The sequence below is a fragment of the Fusibacter fontis genome (assembly GCF_055378735.1).
Genome location: NZ_AP042445.1, coordinates 150,771 through 170,455, shown reverse-complemented (window position 1 = coordinate 170,455; position 19,685 = coordinate 150,771). Strand labels below are relative to the sequence as shown.

Here is a 19,685-nt window from a genome sequence, read left to right as displayed (position 1 = left end):
TATTACATGGAAACTCTTTTTTTGGCACTCTCCGCGGCAACATTTGGCATTTTAGTCATTCATGCCTATTTTAGCGAAAAACCCATGAAGTCTCTCTTTGCAGGCACAAGCATGGGGTTGTTTTTCATTTTCATTTCATATAGAATCGTCGAGGGCTTTCATTTTAGCACCAGCATCACTGCCTCGTTATTCAACACATTTAGAGTGTTTTTATTTAATGAAGACATGAATTTTGTCCTTGAGGCATTTTCAGATGGCCGCATCCGACTTTATATTTCACTCCTCTATGTCGTAGCGCCAATTCTGCTGTTGACATCGATTCTTTCTTATATTGCAGAAGTTTCAACACAGTTAAAACTTGGACTTTACCGCTTTGGTAAAAAGGACTTTTATATTTTTTCGGAGCTCAATATTAAGTCTATCCTTCTTGCAGAAGATTTGGTTCGTCATAATTCGAAGGCGAGACTCATTTTTACAGATGACCAAAACAAGAGTGAAAGTATTCAATTTAACTTAGTTGAACGTGCAAAAACCCTTGGCGCACTCTTTATACATTCAGGACTGCTCGAAAGTAACTGGCTACAAAAATTAAAACGTCACCGGGTTCATTTTATGCTCCTATCTGAGAATCAGCATAACAATCTTGAGCTTGGAATTGCGTTAAATCAACGGTATCAATCCATTTTAAATGGCGGTCTATACATCTTGTCAGAAAGCGTTGAATCCGAGATGTTATTGGATTCTATGGAAAAGTCTGGATTAAAAATCCGTCGCATCAGCGAAATTCAAACCATCGTGCAAAATCTTTTCATCAATCATCCACTTTATGAATCCGCACAAAACGGTTATATAGAAGTGTTGGTCATCGGAGGTGGTTCAATTGGGACGGAAGTTGTGAAAACTGCCGCTTGGTGCGGTCAAATGGAACATCATACCCTCTCCATCACACTTGTTGATTATGATCAACTCGCATTTGAAAAATTGAAGTTAACCTGTCCAGAACTCGTCGATACATGCAACATTGAGTTCAAGTGCATCCACGTTGAAACACCTGAGTTATACGATCTTCTTAATGACCATCAAACTGCAACTTATGTCGTCATTGCACTTTCAGAAGATGATTTCAACTCTCGCACTGCAATAACCATAAGGTCTTATTTTGAACGAATTCGATTTGGACGAACGATGCCAAAGATTCTTACACATGTTGAAAGTTTCGAAAAATCTAGATTGCTTCAGAATTTAAAAAGTAGCCAAAATCAACCTTTTAGTATCATTCCATTTGGAAGTAAAGAGTCCATTTATCAATCCCATGCACTACTGCAAAACGAATTAGAAGCTAAGGCATTAAAACTTCACCTCTATCTTGGCTACAAGGAAAAAGAATTTGATGAAGCCGAGTACAACCGCAAAGCTTCAATTGCTACCGCCTTACATGCAGAATACAAAATCAGAAGTGTTGGTGGCACGGATTATAAAGATTATGCTCAATATTTATTAAATCCTGATCACATGGATCGTCAAAAACGAGTTGAACACGATCGTTGGAATGCTTATACGCGAGCAGATGGTTTTGTCAGCGCGAGTTTAGATGAAGCAAAAGAGTATATGGTACACATTAAACATCATAAAAACAACTTGGCGAAAAAACATGCCTGTTTGATTCCTTTTGACGACCTCGATCCTCTTACCGAACTTGTTCAACCTCTCCGTAAGATTGATTTCAAGGATCAAGACGTTAAAACGCTTCAGTGGATTGCCGCGGGCTATCCATCAAAAGGTGCTTCAAACGATTGAATCATTTACCATAACTGTGTATAATGATAGGCGTCAGAACAACCTTTAATACCTAAATACATTATATAAGGAGACAAATATGTTAAGTATGTTTATCAAATCCATCCATTTAGATGATGAAAAAAGAATTGTCGTAATGATACAAGATCATTTTTCGGAATATCTTGCGAAAGAAGACTCTAAAAAAATGTTAAAAGATATGGCTGTTAAGACTTTAGAAGGCGATTTCGTCAAGTTAGAAGTGGCAAAGACGAGTTTTCGCTTAACTGTTGCCGAAGGAACTGAAGAACAATCCAAGCAAAAAGTTGAAACAGAAATAAATAAAGCGATTGAGATGGCCATGCAGTTCATGTCACAAATGAATGCACAACCTGACGCAGAATAAAAAATAAGGTGTTTTAGCAAACTTGCTAAAACACCTTTTTCATTGAATTTGTACAGATCTAACAACTCTGATTCAAGTTGATTTGAGTTGATTTGTGTTGATTTGTGTTGATTTGTGTTGATTTGTGTTGATTTGATTTAATTTGAGTCTACTATTCTAAGTTGATTCGTCCTCGAAGCTTTGCATCTGTAATCTTCGTAATCATCGCGGCAATTTCTGCACGGGTGATATTGGAGCTTGGGTAGTACGTTCCCACTAAATCATTTCCTGTGACGATGCCTGCACGATAGAGTTTATAAACCGATTGTCCATAAAACATGTCTACGGTCACATCCGGAATTTTATTGTCATTCACGCGATTGATGACTTCGTATTCTTTTTCTGGCAAAATATTTGCAAAGATATTGGCAACATGTCCACGAGTCGCTTCTTTTGTCATATCATAATTGTAGTAGTAAGTATCAATCAACTTGTTTTGATATGCGAACTCTACATAGTAATGATACCAAGGTTTTTGATAAAATGTTTCATATGCCGTATTGCCAGTGTAATACAGATTGTAAAGGTTTACAGCTGCAGCAATCACCTCGCCCATCGTCACTTTTCCGTTCGGATCAAAATACGTGATATTTTTCTTTGAATCAAACTTACCTTTCATCAATCCGTATTCGTAAACAGATTCTACATAAGGTTTAAACCAATCTTTTACAGCAACATCTCTAAACATCCCATCCTGATACGTGTTATGTACAGGTAAATTCATACCAGTACTTGGAACGGTCACAGGTGATAAAGGATCTGCAAAAGCAGCTGAGAACGACGTGAGAACAATTAGACACATCAGTAGGCTGATCACTTGATACTTGGTTTTTTTCACATATGGTCGTTTTGTTTTCATAAAATAACCCCTTCTTATTTTATAAGATTCTGATTTATTTATTATATACAAAACCACCAAAGATTACCAGTGGTTGTCATTGACATACCAAAGGTTGTCTTTGACATACCAGTGGTTGTCATTGACAGCGTGAATTACTCAAGTACCATGTGGAGTGTCATGCCCTCTTCATAGACTGATTTTGGCGTAAAGCCTGCATCCATGTAGATTTTTTTAGCCGCATGGTTAAAGCGATTCACACCAATCTCAAGTTCTTTTGCGCCTTCTTTTTTAAGACGTTCAATTGCCCAGTTCAGCATGACTTTTCCATATCCTCGACCTTGAAACTTCTTATCGATCAAGATAATATCGATGTTATAATGATTTTTTTTATGATCCATCTCAAGAACAAGTAGTCCAATTGCGCGTGTTCCTTCTGTTAACACATACCCTTGTTTTGAGCGATACATCAGCGCCATTGCCACAGACGATTTTGCTTCAAGCACATAATTCAATTGTTCTTTCTCAACCGTTAAATTCAGTGCATCCCACAAATTTTTTTCGCTTAATTTTACCAGTTTAGGCTTCACAGGATACGTAAATGCCGATTCGATGATTTCTCGAGAAACGCGTCTGAAATAATACCACTGGCTGTCGATATTCACCATTTTTTGTTCTTCATTCACTAAGCTCGCAAAACCCGTTTGAGATTCGTGATTGATATAAAAGAAGAATCCACTATTCATAAAACCCATGTTGGAACAGTGATAGCCATTGGCATCCTCAAAAACCAGACCCATGCCCTCTTCATCGTAGTTAAACACTTGTTTCCACATTTTTTTAGACAACACTTTTCCCGTGGAAAGCGCTACGAGCAGTTTTTCCATATCCTCTGCAGTCACTGTCATCAACCCTTCATAAAGTTGATCTAAAGGCACTCTTAACCACTCTTGCTTTTTAAAGTACACATAATTTACGGTATCCGCTTCTTGACCGAGTGTCACGTTTGTCATCTGAAGGGGTTCAAACACATTCCTTGATAAAAACTCAAAGAGCGGTTGATTGGTAATGCGTCTAATAACTTCTGCAAGTAAGATCCAATTCGTCTGCGATTCAGACAATCCAATTGTACCAGGAACGTACTGTAAGTCTTTATCGCGAATAATCTCCATAACGGTTGTAAACTGAGCATTTTTGATATAAGCGAGTTCTTCTGCAATGCGTCTTTCTTTTTCTGAAGCTGCTTTTAAGGTTTCGTCATGTTCAAGTTCCACCATGACATGCTCATAAAAGAAATCCATGATCCCTGAACGCGAACGCAATATATCTTCTATAGTGATTTTATCTGCATGTTGAAATTCAGGGATAAACTGTGACAACTTGTCATCAAGTTTTAAGCGGCCTTGATCCATCAGAATAAAGCTACAAAGCCCCATAAAAAAAGGATTTTCTAAAATCATTCGATAGCGCGAGTCACGCTTTGTCTGAATCTTTAAATCTCGATCTGCATATCCATAAGATTGACTATGGATAATTTGACCTTTTTCGGTTACCATAAAGGCACCTGATACCTCCCACTCTTGGCATACGGTATCTATTTGTTTAGATAAGTTTTCTAAATTGACTTTCATAAGTCCTCCCATTGAACTGCTACTCGTTTCCGTGTCAGGGCATAAAAAAATGGTATATGCTCATAAGGCATATACCATCGACTTTACGACTTAGCTTAAATGGACGCATCCATTAACAAGCAATCATTTCCTTCGCACGGAGATATGTAACATTACGATTCATATTAATAGTGATATAAGATTGTACGTGATTATTTAATAATTTGAACATGTTCATCCTCCTTTCGATTTGATACACTTATCGTATCACTATTTAGAATTGTTTGTCAAATGCAAAACGCGCATTTTTCATGTCAGTTTGATGTCAACTGCATGACAATTTTATGACAATTTGAACGCAAATTTCACAAATTAGAATTATGCTATTTTCTAACCGCTTTTAGGTTATAATATAAGACAGAACAAAATAGAAATGGAGTCCCTATGAAATTTTATCTTGCCCCACTTGAGGGCGTTACCAATTATCTTTACAGAAATGCGTATCATCGATTTTTTGAGCCGATGGATAAATACTTTACACCGTTTATCTCGACCAATCAACATCTGAGTTTCAGCACAAAAGAATTAAAAGAACTCAATCCCGAGCACAACAAAGGGTTATATACGGTTCCTCAAATTCTCACGAACAAAGCAGAAGAGTTTATTAGAACGGCAGAATACATCCAAGCACTTGGCTACAATGAAATCAATCTCAATTTAGGCTGTCCGTCAAACACCGTCGTGGCAAAGAACAAAGGATCTGGTTTTCTCTATCATAAAGACGATCTCAATCGATTTTTAGAGACCATTTATAGCAAATCTACTGCAAAAATCTCCATCAAAACACGTCACGGTAAGTACGATCACGATGAGTTTTATGATTTACTTCAAATTTTTAAGCAGTATCCCATGGAAGAATTGATTATTCATCCGAGGATTCAAAAAGACATGTATAAAAACACGCCAAACCTCGAAGTATTTAGCGCTGCGCTCGATACGATTTCATGCCCGATTTGCTATAATGGGGATATTTTTTCAACAGGTGATTTTGAAAAAATGAAGGCTAGGTTTCCGCAGATTGACAGATGGATGCTCGGAAGAGGCGTTATTGGAAATCCAGGACTCGTGGGACAGATCAAGACGGGATCCATGAGCGATCAAGCGACTTTTAGAAAGTTTCACGATACCTTATATGCGGAGTATCAAACCATTATGTCTGGCGAACGGAATGTCCTTTTTAAAATGAAAGAACTTTGGTTTTACATGATGCCTCTATTTTCAGAGGATAAGAAATACTCAAAAAAGATCAAAAAATGCGAAAAGCTTCGCGATTACGAAGCTATCATTGACGCATTATTTGCTGAAGAACGTATATTACCGGATACTCCAGGTTATAGAAGTGTTGTCGAGTCCATGTGAGAAAACGACCTTCTTGATACTGTTACTGCTTTAGAATCTTTGATAAAGCCTCTAAAGCTGCATCCACATCATCAGACGTATTAAAATGTCCAAATGAAAACCGAATGGTTCCCGCTGGATACGTTCCTAATGCGCGATGTGCACATGGTGAACAATGGATTCCCACGCGCGTCATAATACCATAAGCCGAATCCAGTTGATGCGCGACACTAGCCATATCCATGGACTCAATGACAATCGAGACAGCTGCTGTTCTGTCTATCATCGTCTTGGGTCCTATTATTTTTACGCCTTCAATGGATTCGAGTCCCTGTATAAATTGCATGGTTAACGCCATCTCTTGTTGTCTAATATTGTCAACACCCACTTTTTCAATGTATCCGAGTGCGGCACTTAAACCCACAATTCCTGGGATGTTAGGTGTTCCGGCTTCAAAGCGATCTGGCAAAAACTCTGGCATCTCAAGTGCATGCGAAAGACTGCCTGTTCCTCCGCTTACCAATACATCTAGTTGAGAAGCGAGCGCATCGCTGATGAGAAAGCCACCAATTCCCTGTGGTCCCATCATACTTTTATGCCCCGTAAACGCCAATGCATCAATGTTCATGGCTTTCATATCAATATCGACGCATCCTGCAGTTTGTGCTGCATCGACGATAAAAATCAGCCCCATTTTAGCACAGATGTCTCCGACTGCATCTATCGGCTGAATGGTGCCACAGACATTGGACGCATGAATCATGATGATGGCTTTTGTATTTGGGCATACGAGCGAAGAAATCGCCGGCACATCGGTTCTTCCCTCTTCATCACAAGGGATCTGAGTGTAAGTAACTCCCAGTTTTTTCATCTGCTCTAGTGGTCGCATCACGGCATTATGTTCTAGACTGGATATCAAGACGTGATCGCCTTCTTTGAGTAACCCCTTAATGAGTTGATTTAAACTTTGGGTCACATTCATGGTAAAAAGCACGTTCTTAGAATCTTCTGCTCGAAATAACTTCTGAACCCTTTCTCTCGCCTCAAATACAAGGCTATCTGCTTGATAGGCCGATTGGTAAGCACCTCTACCGACATTCGTTCCAATAGACTCCATATATTCTAGCATCGCAGCTCCCACCTCTTTGGGCTTAGGAAAACTCGTTGCACTGTTATCTAGGTAAATTTTTTTCATAAGTGTTTACTCACCAACAGTCACTGCAACGCCATTTGTCAAAAATTCTATATTCACAGTACATGCAGTTTCACCGGTTTTATCAATGGCATAAAATGAAATCGTCGCGCCATCAATTGATTTAACTGCAATAAGCTCGTAAAATACACTGTCTTTTTTAACATCTTTTACTTCGTGTACGTATTCAATCAAACCATCCGCATATGCTGATAGATCATAAAAGTACGCATCTGAGCCAGATTTCTCTTTTGTCGGTTCCACAGTAATTGGATTGCGTTCATATGAAATATTAGGTGCCACGAGATAGTACATGTCAGTACCATCCATTGTAAATCCAAAACGATGCATTTTCATCACATTTGGCTGACCAGTAGTTGACATGTTAAATTCTGTTGTCGTGCCATCAGATCCCGTTTTAGCGCCACCTGTCCATTCAAAATCAAATCCACCTGCTAAATAAGGTCCAATATACCCTTTGAGTTGATTATCCGAAGTCGAATCTTCAGAAAAAGCCATTAAATACTCACTATTTGCATAATATGCGTCAAGTCTCAAATAGTCCTCAATAAAATCGGACTCTGCCATAGTTTCTTCACCTGAATTGCCCACATATTTCACATAATTATCTTCTGAATAAACATCTTGAACGATGATAAACTCTTCGGACCAAGCAAGTGTATCGTCATCGATCACTTCAAATGCATCAAACCAGGTCATGGTCGTGCCATCTTCTTGTACAAACTCCACACTAAATTTCTGTGTTTGTGGTGTCTGGTAATAGGTTAACGAATCCACCCTTACATGTATATCCATCTCAGCAAGCGCTTTGACGATTTTTACTGTTCTTTCAAATTCTGCTGAAATCTGACTATACGCTTTATCTTGATTCGCTTCTAAGTATTGAATCAACTGATCTGCATGGTATGCATCAAACTCCACATCGTTTACACTCCCCGACGTTTTCAAACTTTCAATTGCACTTTGAATGTTCGAGTCGATTTCTTTATCTTCAACAGATGACGCTTCAGTTGTTTCAACTTTTTTCGGATCATCTTGCTGATCGGATTCTTTGTCTTTTTTGCCACATCCCGATACAGTAAAAATAAGTGCAAATGATAAAATAATGACCAAAATCTTTCTGTTCATCTATGCCTCCGTCTAACACTAGAATAATTTTAGTATATCATAATTTACTAAGTTTCTCATGAGATTCATCACCTTTTAATCAAATATTAACGATTCGTATCATTTGCTTGTGACGGTTGATTTTGACACCTCATACCCCCTATGTCATAATGAGTTTAACAGGATACTTAGACGACGTCACAGGACGATTTCACAGATAGAAAGGATCTATTTTATGTTGCATTCACACCCTTCAAATACCCCTTTATGGACCCAACTCAATCAATGGAAAAATTCAGATGAGCTTCCAACATATGAACAATTTGAATCGATGATCGATACCCGTTGGCAGGCTATATACGAAACAAGTGACCCAAGCTTTATCCCTTCGCCTGAATCCTTCTTTGGCTATGAACTCAATGAAGTGTTTCTAGATCATACCTTACTCATTCAATCCATCGTCACCACGCACCGCCTTGAGTCGAACTTCGAGCTTTCAAATTTAATGAAACTTACGCATCATATGCGTGATCTATGTACCATAGCAACTGCAAAGCCAAAACGTGCACACGCGCTTTACTTAGTGGATGGATCTGATGAAACCTATGTTATTGGCGATCTTCACTCAGATATAGACAGCTTAAAAGCATTGTTGCAGCGCACATCTTTTTTTGAACGCACTAAAAATAACCTCCCTTTTCGACTTGTTTTTATGGGAGACTATGTGGATCGTGGCGCAGAACATCTTGCGATTTTGGATTGGATATTTTCCCTTAAATTTCTCTATTCTGAACACATTCTCTTGCTACGTGGCAACCATGATGGAGGATATATAGAAAACAACGGTTCGGTTATAACGCCTTACCGCGTACCTGAAGAAGATCATCCGCTTTGGTATTTTCCTCTATTCATTCGCGCGCTCGAACACGAGAATCCATCCGTTATAGAAGATATTTTACCGATGTATCTTTACTTTTTTGAATCGCTTGCTTATGGGGCAATTGTGACACATCCCGTTTCTAATCGAGTTGCATTTTGCTGTCATGGGGGTATTTTGAGACCTAACCTCACAACGCGTGCGTTAACGGAAAACGACCCACTGGAGGTTCTATTAAAGACAGAAGAATGGTCGTCTCCTTTATGGCAACCAATGCACCTTTGGTATCAATCTTTTAAGACGCTTGCCGCCATGACTGAGCAAGATGCTTTTGACGCTGCACACCGTTCGAATAGGCAACAGATGATGTGGTCAGACCCAACCGAGCAACTTGAAAATATGAGGTGGCATCAAGGGCGATTTAAATTTACCGAAGATCATTTTATTGCTTATAAAGACCACTTCGATTTTGATCTTTTATTTCGAGGTCATCAAGTTGCTCAATCAGGTGTCCAATCTTATTATCACGAACAATTATTCACTGTTTTCTCAACCGGTGGAAAGTTAAGCGTGCAGTCTAAAATCAACTTAAAAAGTGCTTATCAAGAAGTGACTCCAGCGATCGTCCACCTTGAAAATCAACTAAGCTCTGTCGGTGTCATTGACATTTGAAATTCAAGATAAAATCGTCGATTGTTTCGCTTTTTTTCGGGTAAGGATATACGTATTCAATAACCGAAGGAGGTCACTATGTCGGAAAAATTTGTTCCTATTCCTACCGGACAAATCGAACGTGAAACAACCATTTCAGACGAATCAAAGCTCTTAAGCGAAACATCTGGATATGATGATTCCAGTAGCGCACTCAACAAAGGATTTAACATGGCTTTTTTACCATTACTGGTAGAAGTCGTCGGGTTAAATTACAAAGCACTTGTTGGAAGGATGAAAAAAAATATTATTTGGATTGGACCACTTTTTATCATTTGGATGATTCTTTGGACCGTTCCTATGATGAAATGGTATACAATGCCCCCTGCACTCCATAAACTCGGTTCTCTCATCATTTTTTTGACAGCTACCTATAATGGTTTTATCGGTAAAGCTGTCTACCTCTCAACGATTAGTCGGAATTTTATCCCTTGGGGAAAAGACATAAAAAGCGGTCGTGGCGGAGCGCTTGCAAAACGACTCTCTCGTGGTATTGGCATCATCGTGAAATCCATTCAAGATGGCAAACAGCACGCTCTCGGTTTACTTGTTGCATCTGCTGGACTCGGACTTTTTGCATCCAATATCTTAACCCGTAATAATAAACCTGATAAATACCTCGTGTGTCTCATGCTCGCACTGGCAATTATAGATGATCTTTCAAAAGGACGAGGAAATGTTGTTTTGCAGATGATAACTGCAATCATCAAGGATTTTAGAAAACTCATCCAAAGTAAGACCGTTACAACTCTGCGCTCTGGATATATCGCAGGTGCTGGATTTGCTCTTGGACTGTCATTGGCATTCATTCCAGGTCAACTTGCGAATAGTTACTATTCAAAAGTCGGCATGGTTATGGGAACCATTGTCTTTGTAATTGGCATTGTTTTAATGGTTGTCTTTAAGTCAACAGGTGGAAATCATGAAACCACAAAATAATCCAATGACACGTATGACAAATACTTCGTTCCCCCTCTCATTGAATCAAACGCAAAAGAAAATTCCCGTTCCAGAAAAACAACAGATTTATAAAGTTCCCTCAAATTTTTCGACACATATCGATCCACTATTTCACTTTAAAAGCTATTTTGATGCAGAAAGTGGTGCATACTTAAGGATGGATGCGCCTGAGGGTGAACCGTTCATGTCGAGCTACCCCCAACTTCTCGATATCGGAATTATGGGACATTGTGCACATGGACTTGACGGACTCTGTTCAATGAGCGGTGGCAAATGCTACCAAAGTGGTGGTTATGTGTTTCAAAACAATATGACGCTGGATCACTATAAAAAAATCATCGATGAAAGCGCCGGTAGATGTTTTCAGGTCGCATTAGGCGGTCGAGGCGACCCTGATATGCACGAGGATTTTGAAGCCATCTTAAAATACACGCGTTCAAAGAACATCGTTCCTAATTTAACGACTTCCGGTTATCAGATGACTTCTGAAAAAGCCGCTTTAATTGCAGAATATTGTGGTGCTGCTGCCGTTAGCTGGTATCGAAACGATTACACATATTCAGCGATTAAGTTGTTAGTCGAAGCAGGTGTCAGAACGAACATTCATTTTGTTCTATCAGAAGAAACCTTAGATGAAGCCATTGATCTATTAAAACATCAAAAAATCCCAACTGAGATCAACCGAATCATATTCTTGCTTTTCAAACCAATTGGCGAAGGATCTGATACAGCAGTTCTCCCAATTAGTGAAAAGCTCCAGACCCTTTTTTCACTGTTTGAATCCAGTTATGGCATCGATAAAATTGGATATGATAGTTGCACCGTACCTGGTGTCTTACAATTTTCACCCAAAATTGACCCACAAGGATTTGATGCTTGCGAAGCTGGTAGGTTTTCAGCATATATCACACCTGATTGTCAAATTGTGCCTTGTAGCTTTGATCAAACCCTCTCATGGGCAGTGGATTTAAACCAATCAACAATAGAAGAAGCTTGGTTTTCAACTCCTTTTAATCAATTCAGGCAGCAGTTTAAATCCACTTGCGTCGGATGTACCAAGTGGTCAGACTGTATGGGAGGATGTCCAATTATCCCTGAAATAACACTTTGTAAAACCAAACAAATGGGAGGTATCCTATGAAATATAGAACTGATTTTGTAACCAACTCCAGTAGTACATCATTTGGAGGCTCTTTGCTAGAAAGTTTACTGGCAATACTTGCTCTATTTGATTGCAGCGGTGATGGAGGTGATGATGGTGACGATGACGGCGGAAAAGGTTCACCAATTTATATGGAAAAATCTATCATGCCGTCGGGTGGTCGCATAGAGGCAGGTAAAGACCCTGTTTATTTATATGCACGGCTCGTTCAAGAAACTGAAAAAGAAACACTGATTTTGGCGGATCCAACCTTGGAAATTCAATTTTCTATCACAGGTGAAGGGGCAAAATGGGCACGCATATCAGATACAAATATGGTGGAAGATTGGAAATATGCTGAAATCATCCCAATTGATAATCAAGAAGGCGGAACACCTCCTTCCAAAATTCAAATAAAAGCATCAGTTCGCTACCAAAAAAGAACTTACTCTGCTAAATACTCAGTGCCACTCGTAGCACCTCCTGCCCTTACGATTAAACCTGAGAAGTGTCAATTTTTAACGAAATCTGGCGAATCATTTACATTTAAAGTCAACGTTGCCAACGCAGGAACAGAAGCATGGCAACTCGACTACGAAATGGATAACTGGGCAGAAAATCTTTGTACAGTCTCACTTGAACCGCAAAACGACTTAAGTACAAAGGCGGATCTCGTCATCACAGAAGCCGATAGCGAAGAATCCTCACCTACAAATAATGCCGCACACTATTCAAAAGGCCGCGTTACCATTCACGGTTCATCTGGAGAATACGAACTCACGGATTACTGTGATGTCTACATTTGGCGTGAAGGACTCTTTCTCATTAAAACACTTGATTATGATCCTGAAACAGGCGAACTTCTCATCAAAGCGGATACTGATGAAGAAGGTAAAATGAAGACAACTGTATTCGATCTTCGATACATGAAATGGAATGCTGAGAAAAGAGAACTCGTCTGCGATACCTCAGTATTTGAAAGCGACAGTTTTTACTTTGATGATCCAGATCCACAAGACGAACGTGCAGAGAGCGTATTTGAAACCATTCAAGCGCCAATTGTATACGACGGGGCGCGTCCTTCTAATTTACCATCTGGCAAATTTGTCGTTTCAATGGAAAAGGCTATCCCTGGTAAGAAAGGTGAACGTTACCATTTTACTGTCGATGCGACTATTGACGATGGCGTGGATTACTATACCGTTACAATCCCATTTGCAATCCTACCAGCTTATATGAATGAAGGTAAAACAGATTGGCAAAAAGAATATGATTACGCCGTTAAAACCATTGAAAAATGGCTACCTTCTCCTGACAAAGAGAAGAAAAAAATCGAACTTGAAAATGGCAAATACTACATGGGAACTGAAGATATTAAAAAGTTCAGAAAAGAATGTTGGGAAATTGCTTACTATATTTTGATAAAACAAAAAGAAGATTATGATGATATTGCTAAATGGTATGACAATGCACTTTACTGTGCAGAATGGGTTCAGTGGTTAAATGACCGCGCATTTAGCATGGTTGTCAATTCACTTACCGGTCCAATAGGTGCAATGGCAGCGGGTCAAATCAAAGCGCTTTTACAAGACGCAATTGATAAGATTATCACCACAAAAGCCAGCGATACTTGGGGAGATATTGCTTATGATGTCATCTATAAACGGGCAAATGACATCTTAGGTGGCGTTATAGACAACAATTACTTCTCAAAACCTGAACTCAAACTAACTTGGGTAGGATCTTTTGTCTTTTACAAAATCATTTGGCACTGGGCTTGGGACTTTGAAGATGATGGCAAAACGAGAAAAGGACTTTTTGAAGCCTGCAAAGCAGGTTGTCTAGACTTAGTAGGTGTTGGTGGAGAAGAAAAACTCAAACCATTTGTGGAAGACCTTGCTAAAAAAGGTGGATTTGCACAAAGTACTGCATTTGACGAGTATGTTACAAAGACCATGGAAGCTCTTTTACCATATATTAAAGGCTTTATCGCCGATGAAAGTGGTAGCAAGCACTAGTTAAATTTAAAGCTCCTGATTAAGAAGACGTTCACATCCTTCTTAATCAGGAGCTTTTTTAAAATCATTATATTGAATGAATTTCAACAAGTTGAGTTTCAACTTGTTGATTCTCAACTTGTTGTGCTTATTCCTGATGTGAGCTCATTTGCTTCGCTAGAACAAACTCTTTGGCTTCTTTTCCAGTCAAATGCTCTATGTCAATCGCAACAATGGCAGCATGCATGCAGCCTTGAATTTCATTTTGTTTGTGATCTTCGGGTTGATCTCCAGAGTATTTCTCCACGAGCGCTTTAAAAGCTTCTAATTTTTCTTCACCGTCCACAACTCGCGCATTTCCAAATGCGATGACACTTCTAAAATAAGTGGTGTACTCGTTGCTGACAATTTGATCTTCATCCACAACGGTAAAAGAAACTTTCGACTGACTTGCAATGGCATCCATTTTATGTCCACTTTTAGCAGAATGAAAATAAATGCGATGATTGTCATACACATAACTCAAAGGAACGGCATAGGGATATCCATCGTCACCAAGACATGCGAGTATACCGTTGGTACATCGATTCAGCACTGCCACCGAATCCTCAAAAGTCAATAGTTGCTTCTCTCTTCTCATGGGTCTAAACATTTATAAATCCTCCTTTGCGTCCTTGATAAATGTATCTCATCACCATTTTCCGTTGATTCATCCGAATCTCTATTATTAGTTTAACACTTAGATTAGAAAATTGCATAATTCTAATTTATTAGAATCGAGTTCTAATTTATTAGAATCGAGTTCTAATTTGTGAGAATCTCAATTTTTGAAATGGCGTGATTGAGCCATTTTAATTTTATCAACACATGATTTTCACACCGAAAAGGTAATTATGCAATTTCCACAGGTAATTATGCAATTTCCACAGATGAATTTTGTCACTTGAAAGTATGCGAGAAATGATGTATTTCATGATATCTATACGAGTTTGTCTTCCTCTGTTCTAACGAGCATCGGATAGCCTGAAAAATAAATTGCATTTTCGCAACACGTATAGCTTACAGGTAGGACGTAAGGGCATTTTTTATCGCCTAAACAAACTGATTTCATCATATGATTTTACCTCTTTCTAAAATCGAATTCTAAGAATTCTTAAAAGTATTAGAAGTATTAGACTTCTAATAAGAGTAACTTCCTAAATTTCCAACTAAATCCACATGATCCTCATCATAATCGTCATCATGATCATCATCGCAATCTTCGTCATGCTCATCACAATCGTCATTGTATTCGTCATCATGAACAACTTGTACGGACTCTGATAATTCAGATGCGCCTTTAGCTTGAACAAGTCCAAAATTTGCTTTTATTTTCTTCAAAATCGCTCCATGAACTTCTTTACCACAACTTAAAACGCCATAATTCTCAATTTTATCAATTTTTAACGACACCATCTCTTCAGTAACCGAATCGTCAAAAGATAAAGCCCCATAATTTGCTAATTTTATGTTTTCTTGTGATTCTAAGTAAGCAGCGTCAATTTTCAGTGCTGAGTAGTTTTCGATAAGGTCTGGATCAATGACTTTAATTTTATCCGCTCTTTCAATTAAAGGTTTTATGCCTTCAACTGCTGTCTCTTGAATTTCAAGCGTTTTACAGATAATTCGCGAAACGACTGACTGTAATTGTTCAACAGTTACATCTATCACAAGTTTACCACCGACATGCAGTTTATCACTAGTAAGCGTTTGATAATTTGTTGAATCAATCGTTAACTTATCATAGTAGGCATACCCTTCTTCTACCACCGTTTTCGCAACTTCTATATAGTTTTCAACTTTAGGTGCAAGTATTTTTAGAAAGTCTTTTCTAACTATAAATGCATCGTTAATTCTAATTCTGGCTATAGATTCATTGAAAAGTGCGCCGTCAAATGCTTGTAATGCCACCATTCGATCGACTAACAAATTGGTATTGGCAGATAATCCATAAAGCGCATTGTCTTCAAGTGTATAGGTTCCATCCACTACTCGCTCATCTGCTCTATAAATCAACGATTTTCCATTAATTTGAATACGACCAGAAAGGATCCCCATATCTGTTTCAAGCACAATACACTTTCCATTTACCATCAATTGATAAATCTTGTCGAGTAATGTAGCATCTTGAATCGGCTCAAGTTTAAATTTGCCATTGATTACATACAAAGTCGGTTGTTGCATCGACTCAAGCATTGCACGTGTTAGTGTAAAACTCCCATTTTGAACGACAAACAACACATTTTCTGGCAATGAAAGGATTGCGCCGATATTCACTTGTTTAATATGTCCCATTTGTCCCAATTGCGCTTCGCGAACAACAACCGTTCCAATATTTTTTATACTTTGAATCTCACGCATTTCTTCTTCAGTTGTTTTTCTTAAATCCAGTACACCAATATTTTTAAATGATTTCATAAATTGCCTCCCGTTAACTCTTCTCTTAAAATTTTTAAAGCTTGACTCAGCCTTGATCGTACAGTTGAAGCGTTGATATTGAGTATTTGACTAATCTCAGTACTATTGTAGCCTTCAATATATCGCATATAAACCACTGCCCGACAATGTTCAGGTAATTGTTTTATGAGATCTTCGGTGATGATCTGTGAATCAATATTTGCATGAAATGGGATGTCTACCATATCATCCGTATAAATGACTCTTCTCTGTTTGCGATAAACATCGACAAATAAGCGCTTAATTGTCGTGAAAAGCCATCCTTTAATTTGAAGATCATGCATATTCTCAAAGAGCTCATATTGCTCCAATGCCTTTAAATAGGCTTGATGCACATAATCCTCCGCATCTTCATGCTGCCGGCACAGTGAAAATGCAAATTTTTCTAATTCAGTTTGATATGCGTCGTACACTTTAAAAAGTTTCATAATGACCACCTTATTTGTGCGTTACATCTATATAACGAATCACTTGACTCAAGTGTCCACGGTATTTTAAAAATTTTTTAAAAAATGAATCATAATTATAAAAAAAACTGATTGTAATTTGTAACAGCTGAGTAGGAGCTTATTTCAAATTGCAATCAGTTTTTAATTTCTAAAATTCCTCACCATTCATAATCAATATTCAATCACACCTACAATGATGGTTCCTCATTCACCAAAGCGATAAAAGGTGCGACTAAATTTGGATCAAACTGTGTTCCTGAACAACGCAATAGTTCCTTAATTGCTTCATCTTTTGTATTGCTTTTGCGATAGGTTCGGTCACTTGTGATGGCGTCATAAGCATCTGCGATGCTGATAATTCTCGCTTCTAACGGGATTTCTTCTCCAGAAAGTCCTTTTGGATATCCGTTTCCATCCCATCTTTCATGATGTGAAAGGATCATGTCAGAAATTTCAAGCATATCATTGACTGACCTTAGTATTCGGTATCCTATTTCAGGGTGACGTTTGATTTCTGTATATTCATCATCCGTTAATCGACCCACTTTATTGAGGATTTCCTCATTAATGGCAATCTTACCGATATCGTGTAAAAGTCCAGCTGTCCTGATTTCTTCAACTGCTTGCTCGGTAAACCCAAGTTTCTGAGCAAGCTTTTTGCTAAGTTCAGAAACGCGTTGTGAATGCTGTTCTTCTCGTTTGTTTTTTTCATTGAGGGTGTTAATAATCGCCCCAATGGTTTTACTTCTCATACTTGGACCTTCGAACAACTTGTTCTTGTACATGAAATTTTCAGCACGCTTAAAGATTTCTTGTACATCTTCATGCTCAATGGTCTTAATTTCCCAACCAAATGAAATAGACAGCTCTATAGAGCCTATACATTCAACTTCAGCAATCACTCGAGCACGTGTGATCATTTGCTCAATTTCTGACTCTGTAATCTGAGGCATCAAAATGACGAATTCATCGCCTCCAATTCTTGAGATCACCTCATTTTCGCGACAGCTTCTCGTCAAAACTTCAGCGACTTTAACAAGGAGCTTATCGCCCATTTTATGCCCAAACGAATCGTTGATAAGCTTTAATCCATTGACGTCAGCCATGACGATCCCAAATGGCAAGTTGCGCTCAACATCTAACCTTTTAAGTTCTTCTTCAAAAAATCGTCGATTATAAAGACCTGTTAACTGATCTCGATAACTCAGATACTCAATTTTATCTCGATAGCGCCTTTCAACACTGACATTTCGGCTTATGCCAATGACTTCATTCTCAGTCGACTTCACAAAGCGCATTTCAAAATGCTCAATGTTTTGCTTCACCTTGACATCGTATTCAAATCGCTGTATTTCTCCCGTATCAAAAACGCGCTGTATACATTCAACTCCTCTATCTGCAATTTCAATTGGCATCACATCTGAGATTTTTTTACCCAAAAATACCTCTCGCGGCATCATAAGCTCATCTTCATTTGATGCCTGACAGTCTTTAAAACATAGATTTCGATCAAAAGTAAAGACGATATCTGGAAGTGCATTGACGATCCCTCGGTTGCGTTTTTCGCTCTCCTTTAGTTTTGCTTCGTTTTCAAGTAAATGAGTAAATTGATCTCTTAGTTCCTCTTCCATCGCCATGAGTTCTTCATTACTTGCCTCAAGCGAACGATTTAAAGATTCTAGTTCTAGTTGGTCGTGATACAATTTGACATTCGCATCTCGTAATTCCCGCGTCCTTACGGATACCATTTTATTCAGAATTAAACTTATTCCCAAAAGAATGAGTATCAGCAATCCAATGCCAATCAAAATCCATCGATACTGATAAAACAGTTGACCAAATGTTTTCTCTTCGTAAACGCCTAGCCATTTTTCATAAATTGCATCGAATTCTCCTGTTGCCTTGATGATCTGCAATCCGCTATTTAATACTAATAGCATGTCCTCATTGCCTTTTTTAACCGCCATACAATAATCAGTTGGTGTAAGACTCAATCCTTGCGGTTTTATAGACTCAATCGACTCGGATTGAATCGTATAAAGACCTGGCAATTTAGATAATCCAGCGTAAGTGTACTCGCCCGACTCTACAAGGGCTAAAGCCTCTTTTACAGTAAATACTTCGTAAAACTCTATGCCAATATCGAGTGATTTTAAATATTCACCTACAATATCCCCTTTTTGAACCACTACTGTTTTTCCGCGAAGTGCTTCAACATCAGATAATGTTGCGCCATCCTTCATGAAGATATCGCCGCTTGCCAATGTATGTCGACTAGAAAAATCCACTTGTGCTTTTCGTTCTTCAGAATAAAACATCCCTGAAATCGCATCAATTTCCCCATTTTCAAGTGCCCAGCGAACTTTGCTCCATTCGTCTAGTTTAAAGACGACGTCATATCCCATGGCCTTTGCAACCGCTCGAATGAGATCAATATTATATCCTGTAGGCTGACCTTTTTCATCAAGGTAACTAAATGGAGGATAATTAATGTCATCTCCCACCAAAATTACAGGTTTTTCAAAGGTTGCTTCACTGGTTTCTGAAGCGGAGCTCATTGGTACTATCAGCGAACTTAAAAGTAATATCATCATTAATAGAGAAAAGCATTTTCTCATCATCTTCATAAGGTATCCTCATATCCTACAATTTTGTTGTTTATGTATT

At 38.5% G+C, this 19,685-nt stretch carries 16 protein-coding genes; 7 read left to right on the top strand and 9 right to left on the bottom strand.

Going from position 1 to position 19,685, the window contains the following annotated elements; all coding sequences use genetic code 11:
- Window positions 1-6: 6 nt before the first annotated feature.
- Together ACZ41W_RS00715 and ACZ41W_RS00710 are read left to right on the top strand one after the other, a co-directional pair.
- The gene (locus tag ACZ41W_RS00715; RefSeq protein WP_464312974.1) at window positions 7-1,797 is read left to right on the top strand and encodes a hypothetical protein; all 1,791 of its coding nucleotides are present in this window, start codon (window positions 7-9) and stop codon (window positions 1,795-1,797) included.
- 79 nt (window positions 1,798-1,876) lie between these two features.
- Complete coding sequence (locus tag ACZ41W_RS00710) at window positions 1,877-2,182, top strand: hypothetical protein (RefSeq protein WP_464312973.1); 306 nt, start codon at window positions 1,877-1,879, stop codon at window positions 2,180-2,182.
- A 151-nt stretch (window positions 2,183-2,333) separates the two neighbouring features.
- Here ACZ41W_RS00710 and ACZ41W_RS00705 read toward each other — a convergent pair whose 3' ends face one another.
- On the bottom strand, window positions 2,334-3,080 hold the full coding sequence (locus tag ACZ41W_RS00705; protein ID WP_464312972.1) for an S-layer homology domain-containing protein: 747 nt from the start codon (window positions 3,078-3,080) through the stop codon (window positions 2,334-2,336).
- A 134-nt stretch (window positions 3,081-3,214) separates the two neighbouring features.
- Window positions 3,215-4,690: a GNAT family N-acetyltransferase gene (locus ACZ41W_RS00700; protein WP_464312971.1), complete on the bottom strand. Its 1,476-nt coding sequence runs from the start codon at window positions 4,688-4,690 to the stop codon at window positions 3,215-3,217.
- A 423-nt stretch (window positions 4,691-5,113) separates the two neighbouring features.
- Between ACZ41W_RS00700 and ACZ41W_RS00695 the strand changes: the two genes are divergently transcribed.
- Window positions 5,114-6,088 carry a tRNA dihydrouridine synthase gene (locus tag ACZ41W_RS00695; RefSeq protein WP_464312970.1) on the top strand — a complete coding sequence of 325 codons (975 nt, stop codon included), beginning with the start codon at window positions 5,114-5,116 and terminating at the stop codon, window positions 6,086-6,088.
- Between the two features lie 22 nt (window positions 6,089-6,110).
- Here ACZ41W_RS00695 and ACZ41W_RS00690 read toward each other — a convergent pair whose 3' ends face one another.
- Together ACZ41W_RS00690 and ACZ41W_RS00685 are read right to left on the bottom strand one after the other, a co-directional pair.
- Window positions 6,111-7,262 carry an aminotransferase class V-fold PLP-dependent enzyme gene (locus tag ACZ41W_RS00690; RefSeq protein ID WP_464312969.1) on the bottom strand — a complete coding sequence of 384 codons (1,152 nt, stop codon included), beginning with the start codon at window positions 7,260-7,262 and terminating at the stop codon, window positions 6,111-6,113.
- A gap of 6 nt (window positions 7,263-7,268) precedes the next feature.
- Complete coding sequence (locus ACZ41W_RS00685; protein WP_464312968.1) at window positions 7,269-8,408, bottom strand: hypothetical protein; 1,140 nt, start codon at window positions 8,406-8,408, stop codon at window positions 7,269-7,271.
- Between the two features lie 214 nt (window positions 8,409-8,622).
- Here ACZ41W_RS00685 and ACZ41W_RS00680 point away from each other — a divergent pair, with 214 nt between their 5' ends.
- The 4 genes from ACZ41W_RS00680 to ACZ41W_RS00665 all read left to right on the top strand — a co-directional run bounded on the left by ACZ41W_RS00680 (window position 8,623) and on the right by ACZ41W_RS00665 (window position 14,094).
- Window positions 8,623-9,936 (top strand): metallophosphoesterase family protein, encoded by a 1,314-nt coding sequence (locus ACZ41W_RS00680; protein WP_464312967.1) that lies wholly within the window; start codon window positions 8,623-8,625, stop codon window positions 9,934-9,936.
- Window positions 9,937-10,014: 78 nt separating this feature from the next.
- Window positions 10,015-10,914, top strand: coding sequence for a hypothetical protein (locus ACZ41W_RS00675; RefSeq protein ID WP_464312966.1), 900 nt, complete (start codon window positions 10,015-10,017; stop codon window positions 10,912-10,914).
- On the top strand, window positions 10,898-12,076 hold the full coding sequence (locus ACZ41W_RS00670) for a radical SAM protein (protein ID WP_464312965.1): 1,179 nt from the start codon (window positions 10,898-10,900) through the stop codon (window positions 12,074-12,076). Before ACZ41W_RS00675 ends, ACZ41W_RS00670 begins: the two co-directional genes overlap by 17 nt.
- On the top strand, window positions 12,073-14,094 hold the full coding sequence (locus ACZ41W_RS00665) for a hypothetical protein (protein WP_464312964.1): 2,022 nt from the start codon (window positions 12,073-12,075) through the stop codon (window positions 14,092-14,094). Before ACZ41W_RS00670 ends, ACZ41W_RS00665 begins: the two co-directional genes overlap by 4 nt.
- Window positions 14,095-14,221: 127 nt before the next feature.
- Here ACZ41W_RS00665 and ACZ41W_RS00660 read toward each other — a convergent pair whose 3' ends face one another.
- The 5 genes from ACZ41W_RS00660 to ACZ41W_RS00640 form a co-directional block, all read right to left on the bottom strand.
- A complete protein-coding gene (locus ACZ41W_RS00660) occupies window positions 14,222-14,725 on the bottom strand; it encodes a pyridoxamine 5'-phosphate oxidase family protein (RefSeq protein ID WP_464312963.1) in 504 nt (167 codons plus the stop codon).
- A gap of 327 nt (window positions 14,726-15,052) precedes the next feature.
- Window positions 15,053-15,187 carry a hypothetical protein gene (locus ACZ41W_RS00655; RefSeq protein WP_464312962.1) on the bottom strand — a complete coding sequence of 45 codons (135 nt, stop codon included), beginning with the start codon at window positions 15,185-15,187 and terminating at the stop codon, window positions 15,053-15,055.
- 65 nt (window positions 15,188-15,252) lie between these two features.
- Window positions 15,253-16,530: a hypothetical protein gene (locus tag ACZ41W_RS00650; protein ID WP_464312961.1), complete on the bottom strand. Its 1,278-nt coding sequence runs from the start codon at window positions 16,528-16,530 to the stop codon at window positions 15,253-15,255.
- Window positions 16,527-16,997, bottom strand: coding sequence for an RNA polymerase sigma factor (locus tag ACZ41W_RS00645; protein WP_464312960.1), 471 nt, complete (start codon window positions 16,995-16,997; stop codon window positions 16,527-16,529). Before ACZ41W_RS00645 ends, ACZ41W_RS00650 begins: the two co-directional genes overlap by 4 nt.
- A 209-nt stretch (window positions 16,998-17,206) precedes the next feature.
- Window positions 17,207-19,645 carry an HD domain-containing phosphohydrolase gene (locus ACZ41W_RS00640; protein ID WP_464312959.1) on the bottom strand — a complete coding sequence of 813 codons (2,439 nt, stop codon included), beginning with the start codon at window positions 19,643-19,645 and terminating at the stop codon, window positions 17,207-17,209.
- Window positions 19,646-19,685: the final 40 nt, after the last annotated feature.

Excerpts from the sequence above, each read along its gene's own strand:
- ACZ41W_RS00715 (WP_464312974.1), top strand. The coding sequence starts at position 7 with ATGGAAACTCTTTTTTTGGCACTCTCCGCGGCAACATTTGGCATTTTA.
- ACZ41W_RS00710 (WP_464312973.1), top strand. The coding sequence starts at position 1,877 with ATGTTAAGTATGTTTATCAAATCCATCCATTTAGATGATGAAAAAAGA.
- ACZ41W_RS00705 (WP_464312972.1), bottom strand. The coding sequence starts at position 3,080 with ATGAAAACAAAACGACCATATGTGAAAAAAACCAAGTATCAAGTGATC.
- ACZ41W_RS00700 (WP_464312971.1), bottom strand. The coding sequence starts at position 4,690 with ATGAAAGTCAATTTAGAAAACTTATCTAAACAAATAGATACCGTATGC.
- ACZ41W_RS00695 (WP_464312970.1), top strand. The coding sequence starts at position 5,114 with ATGAAATTTTATCTTGCCCCACTTGAGGGCGTTACCAATTATCTTTAC.
- ACZ41W_RS00690 (WP_464312969.1), bottom strand. The coding sequence starts at position 7,262 with ATGAAAAAAATTTACCTAGATAACAGTGCAACGAGTTTTCCTAAGCCC.
- ACZ41W_RS00685 (WP_464312968.1), bottom strand. The coding sequence starts at position 8,408 with ATGAACAGAAAGATTTTGGTCATTATTTTATCATTTGCACTTATTTTT.
- ACZ41W_RS00680 (WP_464312967.1), top strand. The coding sequence starts at position 8,623 with ATGTTGCATTCACACCCTTCAAATACCCCTTTATGGACCCAACTCAAT.
- ACZ41W_RS00675 (WP_464312966.1), top strand. The coding sequence starts at position 10,015 with ATGTCGGAAAAATTTGTTCCTATTCCTACCGGACAAATCGAACGTGAA.
- ACZ41W_RS00670 (WP_464312965.1), top strand. The coding sequence starts at position 10,898 with ATGAAACCACAAAATAATCCAATGACACGTATGACAAATACTTCGTTC.
- ACZ41W_RS00665 (WP_464312964.1), top strand. The coding sequence starts at position 12,073 with ATGAAATATAGAACTGATTTTGTAACCAACTCCAGTAGTACATCATTT.
- ACZ41W_RS00660 (WP_464312963.1), bottom strand. The coding sequence starts at position 14,725 with ATGTTTAGACCCATGAGAAGAGAGAAGCAACTATTGACTTTTGAGGAT.
- ACZ41W_RS00655 (WP_464312962.1), bottom strand. The coding sequence starts at position 15,187 with ATGATGAAATCAGTTTGTTTAGGCGATAAAAAATGCCCTTACGTCCTA.
- ACZ41W_RS00650 (WP_464312961.1), bottom strand. The coding sequence starts at position 16,530 with ATGAAATCATTTAAAAATATTGGTGTACTGGATTTAAGAAAAACAACT.
- ACZ41W_RS00645 (WP_464312960.1), bottom strand. The coding sequence starts at position 16,997 with ATGAAACTTTTTAAAGTGTACGACGCATATCAAACTGAATTAGAAAAA.
- ACZ41W_RS00640 (WP_464312959.1), bottom strand. The coding sequence starts at position 19,645 with ATGAAGATGATGAGAAAATGCTTTTCTCTATTAATGATGATATTACTT.